Genomic DNA, 18,754 nt, shown 5'->3' with positions numbered 1-18,754 from the left:
TAATCCGTATGTATTGATAATTATCAGTATTTTATCCCGCTATTTGATAAGTGTCTTATACTTAAATGAAGCATCCCAATATCAGAAAGCTAGGGCTTAACTAATTTGGGGATATATAAAGGAAATTTAGTGGGGCAAGACAATGAGTAAATTACTCTTAATCGACGATGACAAAGAATTAGTTTCTTTGCTCGCCGAATTTTTATCACTCGAAAATCTAGATATCGATTGTGCCTATGATGGCGAGAGTGGTTTACAGATGGCTTTAGAGGGGAATTACGACCTTATTCTGTTAGATGTAATGATGCCAAGAATGACAGGCTTTGAGATGTTAAAATTATTACGTCAGAAAAGTGATATGCCAGTATTAATGTTAACTGCTAAGGGTGATGAAATTGATAAAGTTTTAGGCTTAGAAATGGGCGCTGACGATTACTTAGCAAAACCCTTTAGTGAACGAGAATTATTAGCACGTATTCGTGCAATTTTACGACGCACACAGCATCATAAATTAGAGAACCCAAGTAAACTCAGCCATTTAGATATTGAACTTTTTCCGGGACAACAACAGGCAATATGCCAAGGTTTGACGATTGAATTAACAGGTACTGAATTGTTATTGCTTGAAAAATTTCTTAGTCAACCAGGCGAGTTATTTTCTAAAGAAGAGCTTAGTGAACAAGTATTAGGTAAGAAATTACAGCCCTTTGACCGAAGTATTGATATGCACTTAAGTAACTTAAGACGAAAACTCCCTGAACGACTTGATGGGCAAACCCGTGTTAAAAACTTTAGAGGTCGAGGTTATATGTGGCTAGAAAGTAGTGAAATAAAGAAAGGTTAATAGGCCTTTCTTATCTTATAAAGAGAAGGCATTAACGTGTTCAACGAGAAAATCATCGCACATAAAAACAAGTTTAATTCATTATTTATTAAAGTTTTTTTATCCTTTTGGTTGTTAATGCTATTACTTAGTACCGCGCTTGTTTTATTACCCATACTGGATGGAAGAAAAACACAAGAAGTCACTAAAAACGACATCCAACGCCTTCAAAAGCAACAACAACATGTCAATAAGTTCATAAAATCACACCCTAACTTTCATTACGATGAATTATTTAATTCACCGTCAAAAGGACCTCGAGAACTTTACTTAACAGACCTAAATGGGCGACTTATTAATGAGCGAGCGCCCAAAGAGGTGCGACAATTTATTATAGACAGTCAATCCCCAGAGAAACCATTAAAGGAAGTCCACAAACGCAAAACCTATTTAGGCCCTGTATCCGTCTCAACGGAGAATCAAGAATTATTACTGTATGTTACCTACCGCAATCAAAAAGAGTCCTTAGCATTAATTGAATGGTTAATTGATAATCCGTTATTACTACTGATCATCGCCTTACTTATTAGCACACCACTTTGTGCATTTTTAGCCTGGCATTTAACAAAACCACTGCGGCAATTACAAAATGTAGCTAATCGCGTTGCCCAAGGAGAGCTTGATACACCTTTCCCAAAAATAAAAAATAGTGAAGAAATCACTCAGTTGGCCAGTTCGATGCAATTAATGATTGCTTCATTGAAAAATATGTTAACGAATCAACAACGCTTATTAAGTGATATTTCCCATGAATTGCGCTCACCACTAACGCGGCTGCGACTTGCACTGGCAATCGATAAAAAACACCGAGGTGATAGCAATGAATTACAACGAATCGAGCTTGAAACAGCCAGAATAGAGGCCATGATTAGCGAGCTACTGAACCTTTCCCGTATACAATTAAACCCTGAAGATAAAGAAACTATCCCGCTGAATGAATTCCTCGATGAATTATTTTTAGATGCTCAATTTGAAGCCAGTGAAAATGGTAAAGAATTTATTTATCCGCAACTCGACACCTTCAACATTAAAGTTTATCCAGAACTTGCCTATAGCGCCATTGAAAATATTATTCGCAATGCGATTAAATATGCACACCACCAGATCACCGTCGACATTAATCAACAAAAACAAAATAAAACAATGATCTTAACGATAAAAAACGATGGGCCACTCATTCCAGAAAGTGAATTAGCCAATATATTCCGTCCTTTTTATCGACTTAATAAATCACGAGATAGAGAAAGTGGCGGTGTGGGACTAGGGTTAAGCATTGCTGAAAATGCGATGTTTAAGCATGGCGGTAAAATTTGGGCAGAAAACATTGATAAGCAAGTCTATATGCATTTACAATTCCCGCTGTATTCATAATCAACAAAACCGAGATAACATGATTGAAGTAGCATTATTTGAACCAGAAATTCCTCAAAACACCGGTGCAATTATCCGTTTATGTGCCAATACCGGCTGTGTTTTACATTTAATCGAGCCATTAGGGTTTGACTTAGATGAAAAGAGAGTCCGCCGTGCGGGGTTAGATTACCATGAATTAACACATGTTTACCGACACAAAGATTATCAAGCATTTCTTGCTGCCGTTGAAGGGAAAAGAATATTTGCTTGTACAACTAAAACCACTGACTTTCACAGTGATGCAAACTTTGAAGCTAACGATGTATTACTTTTTGGCCCTGAAACCCGAGGCTTGCCGCCTGAAATTCGCGAATCAGATAGAATTGAACAAAAATTACGTATTCCAATGCAAGCGGAAAGTCGTTCAATGAATCTATCTAATGCGGTATCTGTTTTTGTTTATGAAGCATGGCGACAACTTGATTACTCAGGTGCAATATAACTAAACATGTTCCATTACTAACACCCCAAAAGCCAAAAAATACTTAATTTTTGGCTTTTTAATTTATATACTCGCCAATCCCCTAAGACCATAACAACTTTTTGCTGCTTTGACCGCCCGAATGACGGCCGTTGCCATGACTTCAGCAGCTAATGCTCCAATAATAGACACATCTGCTTGATGTTTCCCCGTCGACAACGTAAAAATGGTATCCCCATCGTGAAGTGTATGAATCGGATTAATAACTCGAGCAAATCCATCGTGCGCCATCATTGACACTTTCGTTGCTTGAGATTTGGTTAATTCAGCATTGGTAGCAATAGCACCAATCGTGGTATTAGACATATTAGGTTGAGTATTACCTGCAACCTTATTTTTATAGAGATTCATAGTACCAATAAAATCACTTTTGTCCTCGGTTAAAGCGCCAGCAATAATTTTACCCGTGCTTGGATCAATCACATCTCCTAAACAATTAACAGCGACGATAGCGCCAATAACAATATCATTAAAAGTAAGGCTAGCGGTGCCGAGCCCTCCTTTCATCGCTAAATCCATCCCTCCGACTTTACCAACAGAAGCCCCTGTACCAGCGCCAACATTACCACAGCGGCATTCCTCTGAGCTTGCACTCAAACAAGCTTGATATCCCATATCACGATCAGGTCGAGCGTGAAAATCAGCAACGGGTAAATCAAAAAGAACGGCCCCCGGTACAATTGGAACTCGCCCAATACCCACATCGTAACCACGTTGATTTTCTTCACACCAACGCATCACACCATCAGCCCCAGCAAGTCCATAAGCACTGCCTCCACTGAGATAAACACCTTGGATATTTTGAATAAGATTAACTGGATTAAGTGCATCTGTTTCGCGAGTCCCGGGGCCACCACCTGCGACATCAACACCACAAACGGCACCATCATCGGGAAGAATAACCGTGCAACCAGTCCCACCTATGAAGTCTTGAGCATGCCCAACCTTAATGCCTGGCACATCGCAAATTGAATCAATCATAAACAAATCCCTTTGTATAAATTTTTTGAATAATTAAGTTGAATCAGTATACATATATTAACAAAATAACAAATCTTTAGTGTTTTCGAATAAAATGCTATTTTGTATTACTTATTAACGGTATCCACTGAAACTTCGCGACTTATCATTCAGGGAAAGCACAATGCAACTTAAAGCGATTACTTATTTTAATGAATTAGTGCGCTCGCGATCAATTCGACAAGCCTCTGAAAAATTAGGCGTTTCACCGACAGCCATCAGTAGACAACTTGAAAATCTCGAGCATTATTTTGACGCCCCTCTGGTCACACGAGGAGCACGAGGTATTATTCTTACGGCAGCAGGCGAACTATTAGCGAGTCGCTCACAAAGCATGATCCGGGAATTGGGTAATACACGCCAGACAATTGATGATCTTCGGGGACTCAAACGCGGTAATGTTGATATTCATGTTAATGGGGCGGCGATCAATGCTATTTTAGCGCCTGCTTTATCTGATTTTTATAGATTATATCCTGGCATATCGATTTCCGTCATCGTCTCCTCCGCTCAAGAAGCTAAAAATGCAGTCATTGATGGCAATACGGATATGGCAATAACCATGTTTTCTCCACAGGATCCAAAAGTTGACGTCCGATTTAGAATACCAGTGCGACATGAAGTTATTATGTCCCCTGATCATCCCCTAGCTGCTTTTTCTGAAATTACACTAGAAGAAATTCGCAAGCATCCGATTGCTATGCCTGATAATTCTTTTGGAATCAGACTCAATTTCGATCAGCGTCAACGAACCGCTAATCTCGAACCCATTGAGGCTATTTTTACAACATCATCCCTTGAGTTACAAAAGGAGTTAGCATTACATGGTACAGCGGTTCTTATTTTGCCAGCTATATCCGTCATCCGAGAAATCAAATCAGGAGAACTGGTTGTTCGCCCTTTTGTGGCCCCTTCTGAAATAAAAACAGAGCTTCAACTTGGCCGCTCTAAAACAGCAATTCCAAGCTTTGCTGCGGCTAAACTAGCGGAATTTTTAGAAGAATTCTTCCCGATGCAGGTTAGAAAAATGTAATAAAGAACAGTAATGATTTACCTTTACAGTTATAAAACAAAAAAACAGTGCAACGATTTCCGCGTCACTATGCGCTAATAAATTATATTGCAATTACACTCATTATTCAGGCAAGATAAATCAACCTCCAATAACGATAATTGTCTAAATCACTATAGAAGGCACTATTTATGAAACGTATTTTTCATACACTATTAACTACAACAGTCGCGCTAGGCATGCTAACGACTATGCCTGTCAATGCACAATCACGTAGTGACCTCACTTTAGGCATGAGTGTAGAACCATCGGGGTTAGATCCAACAGCGGCAGCCCCCGTTGCCATCGGTCAGGTCGTCTGGCAAAATCTGTTTGAAGGATTAGTATCGATTACTAAAGACGGAAAAATACAACCTCAATTAGCGGAAAGCTGGGATATTTCAGATGATGGATTAACCTATACATTCAATATGCGTGATAATGTCACCTTTCAAAATGGCAAAAAGTTTAATGCCGAAACCGCCAAATATAGCATTGATAGAATATTAAAAGCAGATTCGATTAACCCACAAAAAACCCTTTATCAAGCAATCGAAACTGCAACTGCACTTGATTCTGATACCTTAGTATTAACATTATCAACCCCCTCATCAGACTTACTTTATTGGCTTGGTTTTCCGGCTGCGGTGATGGTCGAACCTTCTAGTGAAGCAACTAATGCCACTAACCCGATCGGTACTGGTCCCTTTAAATTACTTAATTGGAAGAAAGGTAATCAACTCACGTTAGTTAAAAATAATAATTACTGGAGTGAACAACCTAAATTGGACAAAGTAACCTTCCGTTTTATCTCCGATCCACAGGCGCAAGCAGCCGCTTTAAATTCTGGCGGTATTGATGCTATGCCACAATTTCAAGCACCAGAGCTTGTTAATCAATTCAAACAAAATAGTGCATTTGCGACCGTTATCGGTACCACCAGCATGGAAGTTGTGGCAGGTATGAATAATGCGAAAAAACCATTTAACGACGTACGCGTTCGTCAAGCGATGATGATGGCAATTGACCGACAAGCTATTATTAATGCCACCAATGAAGGATTTGGAACACCAATTGGCAGCCACTTTTCTCCTTCTAATGCGAGTTATGAAGATTTAACCGGTGTTTTACCCTACGACCCGACTAAGGCAAAACAATTACTCAGCGAAGCTGGTTACCCTAACGGTTTTACTTTTACGATGAAGATGCCGACTTTAACCTATGCAGAGCGAGCAGCTGAAATCATGCAAGCCTACTATGCGATGATCGGCGTGACGATGGTACTGGAAAGTTCTGAATTTCCAGCTAAGTGGGTACAAGATGTATTTAAAGATACCAATTATGACATGACTATCGTCGGTCATGCAGAACCTTTAGATATTAGTATTTATGCACGTCATCCCTATTACTTTAATTACAACAATCCAGATTTTGATCAAACTATTACTGATATTTCCAATGCAAAATCCGATGCGGAACGTCTTGCTGGTTATAAACAAAGCCAAGAAATAATTGCGAAGGATGTACCTGCTCTTTACCTATATGCTTATCCTAAAATTGGTATTTGGAAAAAAGGTCTTCACGGACTATGGGAAAACTTACCCGTACCATCGAATGATGTAACGGATGCGTTCTGGAGCGAGTAACCTTTTAATATCAATAGCTTCCCATTCCATTATATGGGAAGCCCTACAGAGTATACTCATTTAAGGTCTATAATCATGCGCTATATTGGGAAATCCTTTGTGGGGTTAATCGTGACTCTACTTATTGTCTCTTTTGTTATTTTTTTAGTCATGGAAGCCGTTCCTGGCGACCCCGCTGAAATTATATTAGGTATGTCAGCACAACCCGATACATTAGCGGCACTAAGAAGCCAACTGGGGTTAGACCAACCCTTTATAACCCGTTATCTACATTGGTTATTTGGCTTATTACAAGGCGACTTAGGTAATTCTTATACCTACTCCACCTCGGTTGCACAATTAATAGGTGAGCGCTTACAGGTAACCCTGCCTTTAACGGGTTTAGCCGTCTTTCTTTCGGTACTCATTGCCTTACCATTAGGGGTAACAGCGGCAGCCAAACCCAATGGCATTGTAGATATTATTGCTTCTATTTTTTCACAAATTGGTATCTCTGTCCCTAATTTCTGGATTGGTTTATTACTTATTTTAGGTATCGCATTAACTTCTGGCTGGTTTCCAGCAGGTGGTTTTCCTGGTTGGGATGCCGGTATGTGGGCGGCATTAAAAGCATTGATATTACCCGCTATCGCGTTAGCCATTCCACAGGCAGCAGTACTAACGCGCGTCACACGAGCAGCGGTGATAGAAATCGCAAATGAAGACTTCATCCGTACGGCACGTGCGAAAGGCGCAACACTTAACTATGCGCTTTGGTACCACGTTATGCCAAATGCCTTGATTCCGATTGTGACCATGTTAGGCATGCAAATTTCAGTATTAATAGCGGGTGCAATCCTAGTCGAAAATGTCTTTAATCTTCCCGGTATGGGAACGCTTGCATACCAAGCACTTGCACAACGTGATTTTATCGTCATTCAAAATGTTGTCTTATTTTTCGCCTCTATTGTGATGATCATTAACTTTATTGTTGATGCGCTTTATACCGTGTTAGACCCTCGTTTAAGGATCCGCCGATGAAACGTATTCCATGGTCACTTATTATTGGTGGTAGCATAACGGCGATTTTGGTGATTTCAGCTATTTTAAGCCAATTTTGGACTCCACTTGATCCGACCCAAATTAATATAATGAATCGTCTGAAGAGCCCCGGAGAAGGTGGCATTTTGGGTGCAGACCACTTTGGTCGAGATGAATTATCAATGATCATGGCTGGCGCTTGGGTTTCACTTGGTATTGCCTTTTCTGCTATTACCATCGGTGGACTAACCGGTACGCTACTCGGTGTAACCGTTGCTTGTAAACGGGGTAAATTTGAAGCCTTAGTTATGCGGATCATTGATGTATTATTTGCATTTCCTCCCGTGCTCTCCGCTATTTTATTAGCCGCAATTCTAGGGTCGGGCCCAACGACGACCATTATTGCTATCGCGTTATTTATGATCCCCGTTTTTACACGCATCACCCGAGGAGCGGCTTTACAAATCTGGGCTCGTGATTATATCCAAGCCGCCTGTATGGCAGGTAAAACTAATAAACAAATAACCATCGAACACGTTATTCCTAATATCTCTTCACAGATCATTGTTCAAGTTGCGATTCAAACCGGGCTTGGCATATTAACTGAAGCAGGACTTTCATTCCTCGGTTTAGGTATTGCCCCTCCGACACCAAGTTGGGGTCGTATGCTAGCAGACTCTCAAACTTACCTTTCTCTCGCGCCACATCTCGTCTTTGTGCCTGGTTTTGCCATCTGCATGGCAGTGCTTGGACTAAATTTATTAGGTGATGGACTTCGAGATTTGACTGATCCGAAAAGGAAGCAATAAGTATGATGCTAGAAATAAAAGATCTTAAGGTCAATTTTCAACCTGCTCATGGGCCAAAAACAGAAGTATTGCACGGTATTAACCTCTCATTAAACAAGGGAGAAACACTTGGTATCGTCGGCGAAAGTGGTTCGGGTAAATCGGTACTGTCATTAGCGACGATTGGGTTATTACCCGATACAGCAGAAATCTCTGGTGAAATTATTTTTAATGGTGAAAATATCCTAACCCTATCTGAACGAGAACGCTGCAAATTACGCGGTTCAAGAATTGGGATTATATTTCAAGAACCGATGACAGCTTTAAACCCTGCAATGAAAGTCGGCAATCAAATAGCAGAAGGATTAAGACTTCACCGTAAAATAAGTCGTAAAGAAGCCAAAAAAGAAGCACTTCATCTTCTCGAAATGGTCAAAATTCCCGATGCAAAACGAAAAATGGAATCGTATCCCCATGAAATGTCCGGCGGACAGCGCCAGCGTGTCGGTATTGCCATTGCTATCGCCCTTAAGCCAGATCTTCTTATTGCTGACGAACCCACCACAGCGCTTGATGTCACGGTACAAGCAGAAATCTTAGATATTCTTGATGAGCTAGTCAGTGAACTTGGCATTGCCCTTATCCTAATATCCCATGACTTGGGGGTTATCGCGCGAATAGCAGATCGCACCCTTGTCATGTATCACGGTAATGAAATGGAACAGGGCGAAACCGAACGAGTGTTGCGCCAACCTAGCCATGAATATACCTGCAAACTGCTCAGTGCCCAACCTCGCCGTACTCGTATTAACTTTAATATTACGCCACCGGCTTCAAAAGGAATTGAATGAGAAAGAAAATTCTTGAAATTATTGACCTTACACGCGAGTTTAAGCTTGGAGATACGACCCTCAAAGCCGTTGATAATGTCTCCCTTTCACTCGAACGAGGTACAATCCTTGGCGTAGTTGGTGAAAGTGGTTCCGGTAAATCGACCTTAGCACGTATCGTCATGGCACTCGATAAGCCCACCGAAGGTAATGTACTTTTTGAAGACAGCGATATCTTTGGATTAACCTCCGCTAGATTGCGAAAATTACGCGCCAGTTTTCAAATGATATTTCAAGATCCCTACGGCTCACTCGACCCTCGTCATCGTGTTTCTCGTATTGTGGCAGAACCTCTTCACCTTGAAGATAATCCACCTAAAGGTGATGCACTAAGAAGACGGATTGGTGCATTACTTGAAGAAGTTGAATTATGTAAAGAAGATATGGATAAATACCCCCATGAATTTTCAGGTGGACAACGTCAACGTATTGCCATTGCACGCGCGCTTATTACCAAACCAAAATTAATCGTTGCCGATGAAGCTACCTCGGCATTAGACCTGACAGTACAAGCCCAAATACTAAAATTAATTCTAAAAATGCGGGATAAACACGGTATATCAGTGCTATTTATTACCCACAATATAGCCGTAGTAGATGAGATTTGTGACTCCGTTGCGGTTATGCAATCGGGCAAAGTGGTCGAAACAGGTACAGTTCGTCAGGTACTCGATAATCCCCAAGAAGAATACACAAAACGACTACTTTCCGCTGAACTCAATTTAACTAATATTGGTCGTAAAAAATATCGCAAAGGTACCTAGGCATTCTGATTTTTCAGCCTCTCTACTTTATTTAACCTACTTATATGGGAAGGATTTTATAAAATGAATGATTTTGCTAATTTAAATACCCGCGCCATTCTACAGGCTTACGAAACGGGAGAGACCAGTCCAACAGAATACATGAGTTGGTTAATTAATCGAGTTGAGAAAGTTGAACCAAAAATTTGTGCACTGTATGCCTTCAAACCTCAACAAGCACTCGCACAAGCAGCCGCTTCAACAACACGTTGGTTAAATAAAACGACCATTGGACCATTAGATGGTGTGCCCGTAACGGTCAAAGAACTGATCGCGACAAAGGGTGATCCAATTCCAATGGGCACGGCTGCAACGGATAAAACACCAGCGAAAGAAGATGCGCCAACATCAGCACGTTTAAAAGAAGATGGTGCTATTATCTTTGCAAAAACAACTTGTCCCGATTATGGCATGTTGTCTTCGGGCTTATCTACTTTCCATCATTTAAGTCGTAACCCTTGGGACTTATCACAAAATACCGGAGGTTCTTCTGCCGGTGCTGCCGCAGCTGGCGCAGCAAGTTTCGGTACATTACATATAGGCACCGATATTGGGGGTTCAGTACGTCTTCCAGCTGGCTGGACTGGACTGTTTGGCTTTAAACCGACACTCGGTCGTATTCCTATTTACCCCTATAATACGGGCCGTTCTGCAGGCCCCATGACTAAAACGGTTGACGATGCCATTATTGCGATGCCAACACTCTCTAAACCCGATTGGCGAGATGCAACTTCACTAAACTATAAAGCCCTAGATTGGAATGTCCCTCCTGCAGATGTTCGTGGACTGAAAATAGGTTTGATGATGGATGCTGGATGCGGTATTGAACCAGAGCTTGAAGTAAAGGCGGCTATACGGAAAGCAGCACAACAATTTGAAGCCCAAGGAGCTGAAATCATTGAAGTAAAACCTGTACTCAAACGAGAATGGTTAGATGGTCTCGATATTTTTTGGCGGGCACGATTTTGGGGAATGATATGTCAATTGACCGAGCAAAAACAACAGAAAATTCTTCCTTATATTTACGAATGGGCTAAATCCGGTGGAAGTGCAGATCCCGTTGAGGTTGTAAAAGGATTTGATGGCACGTTATCAATGCGTCATGCCTGCGCCTCTGTCTTTAATCAGGTTGACGCGATTATATCGCCAGTCAATCCTAATGTATCTTACCCTGCTGATTGGGCATCACCAACGAATGACCCGAGCAAACCTTTTGAACATATTGCATTTACTTTACCTTGGAACATGGGCGAACAACCCGCCGCTTCAATTAACTGCGGATTTTCTGAAAGTGGTATGCCAATAGGTTTACAAATTATTGCGCCGCGTTTCGAAGACCTAAAGGTTATTGCCCTTGCTAAAGCCTATGAACAATGGAGAGGACTAATCACTAATTGGCCCACTCTTTAAAACAACATCAAGATGATGATTAATTTCATCATCTTCTACTCTGGCTGTAATAACTCCACCAGCATTTGCACGGTTTTATTTCCTCTAAACTCATTAATATCGAGGCGATAAGTACAATAAACCTGTTTTACATTTGGGTCTGGCCAAGCTTTAATATCAACATTAAAGGCAATTGCATCAATTGCTTGGTCATCGATCTGTAGCACCATTTTTAAATGTTTCTCGCCCACTAATCGTTGCTGTAATAATTTAAAAGAACCATCAAATAACGGTGCCGGGAAACCTTGCCCCCAGGGCCCTGCATCGCGTAGTTCCTGAGCTTGTTGCAGATTAAAATGCAATGCACTTAATTGACCGTCAGATAAGGTCACGTTATTTAACACTTCACTGTCAATTTGCTCGGTTAGAATGGTATTTAAGGTTTTATCAAATAAGTTAAAGTCTTTTTCTCGCAATGAAAGCCCCGCTGCCATCGCATGTCCGCCAAATTTAATGATCACATTTGGAATTCGTTTATCCACTAGGTCAAGCATATCTCGAATATGCACCCCCGGAATCGAACGTGCCGATGCTTTTATTTCACCTTCCCCTGCTTTTGCGAAAACAAAAGTTGGGCGATAGTAGGATTCTTTAATACGAGAGGCGACTAATCCTATAACACCTTGATGCCATTGCGGATCAAATAGACAGATCGCATGAGGAACCTGCGATTCATCAATATTTAAATTGTGTAATGTTTTTAATGCTTCCTCTTGCATTCCTTGCTCGATTTCGCGGCGCGATTTGTTTAATGCATCCAATTCATAGGCGAGAATGTTAGCTTGTTCAGGATCTTCACACAGTAAAAGCTCAACGCCATGACTCATTTCATCTAACCGCCCTGCAGCATTTAAACGAGGCCCTAAGGAAAAACCGAGATCATTTGCCACCAACTGAGATTGATTGCGTTTAGCGACTTGAATCAAAGCACTAATACCAAGACGACAAACACCGGCACGAATGCGCGCAAGCCCTTGCTGCACAAGAATGCGATTATTTTTATCTAGCATAACCACATCTGCAACCGTCCCTAGGGCGACAATATCAAGTAACGAGGCTAGATTGGGGGCTTTACTATTAGCAAAGAAATCTTTACCGATTAAAAAAGCACGCATAGCTAACATCACATAAAAAGCGACGCCAACACCCGCTAAATTTTTACTTGGAAAAGTACACCCTGATTGATTGGGATTTACAATCGCATCGGCAACAGGCACTTGCTCGGCAGGAAGGTGATGATCAGTAACGAGAACCTTTAATCCTTTTTTCTTTGCATGAGCAACACCTGAAATACTAGAAATACCGTTATCCACCGTCATAATCAATTGTGCGCCCTTTTCTATCGCCAATTCAACAATTTCAGGGCTTAATCCATAACCATAATCAAAACGGTTAGGAATAAGGTAATCAATATTAGTAAAACCAAGTGAACGTAAAGCGAGAATACTCAAGGCTGTACTGGTCGCACCATCGGCATCAAAATCGCCTATTACAACAATTTTCTGATGTCCAAGTAACGCTTCGTACAATAACTGACAAGCTTGATCTATCCCCTTTAATTCTCGACCAGGAATAAGGTTCGCCGTATGCGTGTTTAATTCATTTTCATCGTTAATGCCACGGTTAGCATACAATTGCTTAAGTAGAGGAGAACAAGACAGGTTTAAGAAATTTGGGTCAATAGAGGTACGTTTTTTTACTTGAATTGAAGCCATATACAACAACAATCCTCCAATTTAAATAATATCCGAATATATACCCGTTACCATTCAAGATGCAGAAATCAGCAAAACGAGAGGTGAGCAGATTCTAGGCATAAAGGTGATGATCTAACGGGGTAAATCGAGACTTTATAACAACGAAGATGTTTGCCTCTCGTCTTGCCCTGCGGGTCACTAGCTCGTTTCTTATAAACCATGGCAATACTGCGTTATAACATTCGATAAGGACTAGCCATTAAAGATGTAAAGTCTTGTTTTTACATCTACCGATAGAGGATTAACGCAGTTAATCGCTCGAAAGGTCATCATGTTACGCCTTGCCTTGGTATCCGAGCTAGTGACTGATAAACGCATCTTGATTGGTAACGGGTATATATTGTCTACAGTGCCATAAATGAAATTATTTATGGCACTAAAAATGTTTTTTAATTAAATTTTTGATCTAGCACTTGCACTAACTTACTCGCAGGCACATAACCAGGCATTAACGACCCATCTTCAAGTATAATAGCCGGTGTTCCTTTCACACCAAAAAAGACGCCTAACTCGTACTGTTCATTAATCATATGCTCACACTCAGTTGAAGCTCCACGAATCGTACGGCCTTTTTTAGAATTATCCATAGCAAGATTTCTATCATCAGCACACCAAATAGCAGCCATTGATTTTGCAACTGAAGATGTTCCACCAGCGCGTGGAAATGCTAAATAACGCACAGTAATACCCGCTTTATTGTAATCATCCATATCGCCATGTAACTTTTTACAATACACACAAGTTGTGTCGGTAAAGACCGTAATAACATGCTTCTCATTCTGGGCTTTATAAACAATCATATCTTTTTCAAAATCTTTCATACGATTTTTACGTAAAGCTGCAAAACTATTTTCAGAAATATTGGACATCTGATTATCAAGATCGTAAATATTACCATCGATTAGAAATCGTGAATTATTACTACTGTAAAATATACCTTTATCAGTAATTACCTCATTTAAACCTTCAACGGGAGAACGTGATACTGAAATAACATTAATTCTTAACGCACTCATTTTTTCTGTGATCTGATCAACCGTCGCTTGGTCAACGGCTGGTTTACTAGCAGTTTCTTCTGCAAAAGAAAACGAACACAGCGAAAAAATAGCAACGACAACAACCATGCTTTTTTTAAATAAATTAAAAAACATAAAACCCCTTAATGTTTATATCAATATCAAAACAGATTCATTACTTAGTACTCTGCATTAGATTTACCCGACAGTACATACGATTCTGCTGATTAAAATTAATTATCATTTGAGAGTATGCCTATAAAAACGGTCATTGTGAAATATTTTAACAGCAGATTAAGACCTTGGATGATGTTCATGGTGTAAATCTTTCAATCTATCTTGGGCAATATGTGTATATATTTGCGTGGTCGATAGATCACTATGCCCAAGCAACATCTGAACGACACGTAAATCAGCACCATAATTTAACAGATGTGTCGCGAAGGCATGTCTTAAAACATGGGGAGAAAGTGCATCTTTATCAATACCGCACACCTGTGCATAGAACTTAATTCGATGCCAGAAGGTTTGTCGAACCATAACATTCCCACGTCGACTCGGGAATAAAATATCACTACTCATTCCCTTTAATAACTCAGGCCTTGCTTCCTCTAAATAACGCTCTAACCAATATAAAGATTCTTCACCTAATGGAACAAGCCGCGTTTTATTACCCTTACCTGTAATACGAACGACCCCCTGTTGAAGATTAACTTGCTCGACGTGTAACCCAACTAACTCAGAAACACGCAATCCCGTTGCATAAAGTAGCTCAAGCATTGCTTTGTCTCGAAATTGCACCATATCACTTAAATCTGGCGAGGATAATAAACCATCGACTTCAGATTCTGACAATGATTTAGGCAAAGGTTTAATTGTTTTGGGGCTTTGTAGTTTTGCACTAGGATCATCTTCACGGATTTTTTCTCGGCATAAATACTGATAATAACGTCGTAATGCACTCATTAAACGTGCTGTAGAGCTATTCTTATATTCTTTATCACTGTTTAGACGAAAACTGAAATAATCACTAAGATTGACATAACTCGCCTCTCCTAACGTGATATCCATATCATTTAAAAAAGCTTCAACTAATTGCAGATCGTGCCGATATGAATCAAGGGTATTACGTGAAAGCCCTCTTTCTAACCATAAAGAATCTAAAAACTGGTCAATACTTAACAGTGTCATCAAGATTCCTTTTGTAAAGAATTTGTATCATTTAACATTTATTTAATCATACCTAATAAATTAAAAAAACAAGGAAAAAACGCCCAAAACCAACTGGTTAAAAAACAACACCATTGATTAAAAATCATACATCAATGTATTTAACGAAACGCATTAATGTGATGCGCGTCACATTAAATAGAGTTTTACATGCATGACTAAATTCAAACATAGGTACTATACTGATCCAGATCAACCTGCTTTGAACAACATTCGTTAAGCTACTCAACCATAGAATTGTTATTAAATTGAACATTTATATTTTCTCAGTTGATAACGTAATTTAACCAATTTAATTTCACTAACGCTTACCAATAGTAAGGGAGTATATCGTACCATGTCGGACGAAAACAAAAACGCGAGTTATCGCGAATTACACAAACCAGCAAGCGAGTTTTCCAGTCGTTCGGAATATCTGGATCATGAACTTCAAATAATGAAGCCTCGTCGCTGGCGTTTAAATCTACCTGGTCGCGATTTCAATTTTGAATGGGAAGATCTTGTTCCAGCCATTGCCGGTACTATCGGTATTATTGCAATGTATTCAGCTGTAATGATGTCATGGGCAGATGGTTTAACTGAAGCTTGGGAGCATGTCACATTAGGTAAAGACTTTGCCATTGAAGTCGCGCGTGTTGAAATGCTTATCCCTGCATTATTGTTCTGTGTAATTGCTTCTGGTTTTGTCAATCCGAAAGCCAATCTCGCTGGTAACCATGGCCCAATGATCCCACTAATTGGTGCTATCGCGTTAGCTGGTGCACATCCCCTTGCCCTCGCAATTCTGTTAGGTGTATTTGGCTTACTATTGAGTTACTTTAAAGGTGGCTCAAAACTGGTAAATTTAACCAGTGAAGGTGTAGCTGGTGGCTTATTGGTTTATCTCGGTTTTACCGGCGCATTTAGTCAAATAGAGAAAATCCAAGAATGGTCCGTTGGCTTAGAGTCCGCTTCAGAAGGTGTTATTGCAGGTAGTTTGGGCTATATCGGACTATTAGTACTTGCTATAAATGTCATCCTTTATGCTTTCCTCGCTCGTATTAATAAACGTTGGTTAGCAATTCCAGCCTGTGCAATTACTAGTTTAATTATTGCATTAGCATTAGGGGCAAGCTTTGATCTTGTATTTGTAACCGAAACAGGTTTACCGCACTTAAGCCCTGTTTACTGGTGGGGTAGCACGACAGAAGGTTGGATGTTAGGTTTACCAAACCTAGAGCATTTTATTGCATCATTACCCTTCGCTATTTTAGCAGTGGCAATGTGGTCACCTGATTTCCTTGGTCACCGTATTTTCCAAGAACTTAATTACCCGAAAAAAACTGAAGAAGTATTAATGGATGTTGACGATACAATGACAACCTGTTCAATTCGTCAAATTGTCGGTACTGCTGTTGGTGGCGGTAATATTACTTCATCATGGGGGACTTATATGATCCCTGCCGCCATAGCTAAACGCCCGATTCCTGCGGGCTCAATCGTGCTTGGATGTTTGGTTATTTTAATCGCAATTCTAGGTTTCCCAATGGATGTTGCCGTTTGGCCGCCGGTAATGCGTGTTGCACTGTTAGTTGGTGTATTTTTACCATTATTAGAAGCTGGGATGCAGATGATCAAAAACACCAAGGATTCTCAATCCGCCGGTATTTGTATTTTCTCTGCTGCAGTATTTAACCCAGTGCTTGCATGGGCATTAACAATGATGCTTGATAATAATGGTCTGATTGGTGATAAAGAACGTGCAGCTAAACTTTCATTTTTAGATAAAATCATTATTCCAGGTAGTGTATTAGTGGTATGTCTCGTTGCAATGCTTGCAGTAGGTATGCTTGAATCTAAATACGGCATTCCAGCATTTCTTTAATTAAGAAACGAATATATAAATAATAAAAAAAGGCGACTTTTTAATAATAGAAGTCGCCTTTTTTATTGTTAATTAATTTCATGTCATGATTGCCCATCTATCTCAACCACTAAATCTTCAGAAATTTCTTGTAGAGACTCAATTAATCCATCTTTATTGAATTTATCATTAACAGCAATTTTGAAATTACTTGTAAATACCGTGCCACTAATATCAGCAACCCCCAAACGATGGCATTCCATATTTTCAACGCTAATATTATGCTCTGCTAATACTTCGGAAATATCATGTACTAAACCAGGACGATCTCGGGCATCAATATTTAAATCAAGATGCGTTAATGTTTTTACAATCGCTGAATCTAATACAACAACTTCAACATTCAATCCCAATACTTTAAAGTCGGCACCTAATCGTTGAACTTGATCCGAACCAATTTCAATTTTAATTAAACCAGAAAAATAATCGTCAATATGATTAATTTTACTAATTATCCATTTGCCGCCTAAGGCGTGGGTTTTCTCGGATAAAATTCTAACTAACTCATTACGGTTTGAACCACTAACCGTTACCATTACCAATACATTCATAGAACTATTCTCCATATAAATTATCAAAATGAAAATTTGCTAAAAGACGTTAAACATAAAAGAAAATTTAGTTAGATATTCAAATTACTTAAAACCCGCAAAGCAAAATGGAAAATCTCTCAGCATCGAATGAATCAAAAAATACTCTTTTAGTTTATAACCAAAAAATTTGTAGACCATTAAAAAAGTGCCATAATTTGAAGTCGGAGGGAGAAAAATAAAAAAACAATCAATTAATTTATCGCAATGATTTATCTATTTTGATTAAATAAAAGCCCAAATTTCCGCTTTTAATATTTAGAAAATAAATAACGAAACACATGATTATTTTGTGGCTTTTAGGTTATTTTATGTACAAATAAAAGAAAAAGATAATAATCTGTAATTTTATTACAGTTATTTTGAATAAATTGACATGCATCAAACTTCTTAAATAAACCATTTGTTAGACTTCTTTTACACAATCTTGAGGCCTAAATATTTAGATGTACGCAGAAAATTAAATGGGTGATGTTAAACACATCAAATAACCTTAAAAAGCCAACAGTGCAGCTTATTATAAAGCACTTAATGACTTTTCTTCTGCTGCTTAATATTACCGCCACAATTGGTATGCTTGAAGTCAAACACCGATTTAATGCTATTTTCAAACAATGAAGACTTAAATTGTATTTGACTAAATCCGGGTACATTAAAAGCGATATCAGTAACGAATTTTATTTTTCATAACTTAATGCTTGTCATTATTGTTATGGCACTGGCTTGATGTATTGGATAAGCAATTTTTCTGGTACACAAAAGTAAAACAATTTTATAAATTTCAGCACTTTTACTATCTAACTATAAAGGTAAA

16 protein-coding genes are annotated in these 18,754 nt (G+C 39.4%); 11 read left to right on the top strand and 5 right to left on the bottom strand.

The window, feature by feature from the left end; all coding sequences use genetic code 11:
- Positions 1–142 precede the first annotated feature (142 nt).
- The 3 genes from ACR30L_RS01755 (at position 143) to trmL (ending at position 2,738) form a co-directional block, all read left to right on the top strand.
- A complete protein-coding gene (locus tag ACR30L_RS01755) occupies positions 143–844 on the top strand; it encodes a response regulator (protein WP_435236334.1) in 702 nt (233 codons plus the stop codon).
- 117 nt (positions 845–961) lie between these two features.
- Positions 962–2,254, top strand: a complete 1,293-nt coding sequence (locus ACR30L_RS01750; protein WP_435236333.1) for an ATP-binding protein — start codon at positions 962–964, stop codon at positions 2,252–2,254.
- A 19-nt stretch (positions 2,255–2,273) separates the two neighbouring features.
- Positions 2,274–2,738: a tRNA (uridine(34)/cytosine(34)/5-carboxymethylaminomethyluridine(34)-2'-O)-methyltransferase TrmL gene (trmL, locus tag ACR30L_RS01745; RefSeq protein ID WP_435236332.1), complete on the top strand. Its 465-nt coding sequence runs from the start codon at positions 2,274–2,276 to the stop codon at positions 2,736–2,738.
- Positions 2,739–2,801: 63 nt separating this feature from the next.
- Here the strand turns inward: trmL and ACR30L_RS01740 are convergent, their stop codons facing one another.
- Positions 2,802–3,758, bottom strand: a complete 957-nt coding sequence (locus tag ACR30L_RS01740) for a P1 family peptidase (protein ID WP_435236331.1) — start codon at positions 3,756–3,758, stop codon at positions 2,802–2,804.
- A 163-nt stretch (positions 3,759–3,921) separates the two neighbouring features.
- Between ACR30L_RS01740 and ACR30L_RS01735 the strand changes: the two genes are divergently transcribed.
- The 7 genes from ACR30L_RS01735 to ACR30L_RS01705 all read left to right on the top strand — a co-directional run bounded on the left by ACR30L_RS01735 (position 3,922) and on the right by ACR30L_RS01705 (position 11,405).
- The gene (locus tag ACR30L_RS01735) at positions 3,922–4,830 is read left to right on the top strand and encodes a LysR family transcriptional regulator (protein ID WP_435236330.1); all 909 of its coding nucleotides are present in this window, start codon (positions 3,922–3,924) and stop codon (positions 4,828–4,830) included.
- A gap of 170 nt (positions 4,831–5,000) precedes the next feature.
- Positions 5,001–6,494 carry an ABC transporter substrate-binding protein gene (locus ACR30L_RS01730; protein WP_435236329.1) on the top strand — a complete coding sequence of 498 codons (1,494 nt, stop codon included), beginning with the start codon at positions 5,001–5,003 and terminating at the stop codon, positions 6,492–6,494.
- A 75-nt stretch (positions 6,495–6,569) separates the two neighbouring features.
- Positions 6,570–7,514, top strand: coding sequence for an ABC transporter permease (locus ACR30L_RS01725; RefSeq protein WP_435236328.1), 945 nt, complete (start codon positions 6,570–6,572; stop codon positions 7,512–7,514).
- Positions 7,511–8,323, top strand: coding sequence for an ABC transporter permease (locus ACR30L_RS01720; protein ID WP_435236327.1), 813 nt, complete (start codon positions 7,511–7,513; stop codon positions 8,321–8,323). The genes ACR30L_RS01725 and ACR30L_RS01720 overlap by 4 nt, the downstream gene beginning before the upstream one ends.
- 2 nt (positions 8,324–8,325) lie before the next feature.
- Positions 8,326–9,153 carry an ATP-binding cassette domain-containing protein gene (locus ACR30L_RS01715; RefSeq protein ID WP_435236326.1) on the top strand — a complete coding sequence of 276 codons (828 nt, stop codon included), beginning with the start codon at positions 8,326–8,328 and terminating at the stop codon, positions 9,151–9,153.
- Complete coding sequence (locus ACR30L_RS01710; RefSeq protein ID WP_435236325.1) at positions 9,150–9,956, top strand: ABC transporter ATP-binding protein; 807 nt, start codon at positions 9,150–9,152, stop codon at positions 9,954–9,956. Before ACR30L_RS01715 ends, ACR30L_RS01710 begins: the two co-directional genes overlap by 4 nt.
- A 63-nt stretch (positions 9,957–10,019) precedes the next feature.
- On the top strand, positions 10,020–11,405 hold the full coding sequence (locus ACR30L_RS01705) for an amidase (RefSeq protein ID WP_435236324.1): 1,386 nt from the start codon (positions 10,020–10,022) through the stop codon (positions 11,403–11,405).
- Between the two features lie 35 nt (positions 11,406–11,440).
- Here ACR30L_RS01705 and recJ read toward each other — a convergent pair whose 3' ends face one another.
- The 3 genes from recJ to xerD all read right to left on the bottom strand — a co-directional run bounded on the left by recJ (position 11,441) and on the right by xerD (position 15,408).
- A complete protein-coding gene (gene recJ / locus ACR30L_RS01700) occupies positions 11,441–13,159 on the bottom strand; it encodes a single-stranded-DNA-specific exonuclease RecJ (RefSeq protein WP_435236323.1) in 1,719 nt (572 codons plus the stop codon).
- 431 nt (positions 13,160–13,590) lie between these two features.
- Entirely contained in the window at positions 13,591–14,352 is a 762-nt protein-coding gene (gene dsbC / locus ACR30L_RS01695; RefSeq protein ID WP_435236322.1) for a bifunctional protein-disulfide isomerase/oxidoreductase DsbC, read from the bottom strand.
- Positions 14,353–14,511: 159 nt separating this feature from the next.
- Positions 14,512–15,408 carry a site-specific tyrosine recombinase XerD gene (gene xerD, locus ACR30L_RS01690; RefSeq protein ID WP_435236321.1) on the bottom strand — a complete coding sequence of 299 codons (897 nt, stop codon included), beginning with the start codon at positions 15,406–15,408 and terminating at the stop codon, positions 14,512–14,514.
- A gap of 376 nt (positions 15,409–15,784) precedes the next feature.
- Between xerD and ACR30L_RS01685 the strand changes: the two genes are divergently transcribed.
- Entirely contained in the window at positions 15,785–17,311 is a 1,527-nt protein-coding gene (locus ACR30L_RS01685) for a DUF3360 family protein (RefSeq protein WP_435236320.1), read from the top strand.
- A gap of 83 nt (positions 17,312–17,394) precedes the next feature.
- Here ACR30L_RS01685 and ACR30L_RS01680 read toward each other — a convergent pair whose 3' ends face one another.
- Complete coding sequence (locus ACR30L_RS01680) at positions 17,395–17,901, bottom strand: glycine cleavage system protein R (RefSeq protein ID WP_435236319.1); 507 nt, start codon at positions 17,899–17,901, stop codon at positions 17,395–17,397.
- Between the last annotated feature and the right edge of the window lie 853 nt (positions 17,902–18,754).

The organism is Psychromonas saccharinae (assembly GCF_051201515.1).
Lineage (GTDB): Bacteria > Pseudomonadota > Gammaproteobacteria > Enterobacterales > Psychromonadaceae > Psychromonas.
Note: the sequence above shows the minus strand (reverse complement) of the source record. Positions and strands in the feature narration are given on the sequence as shown.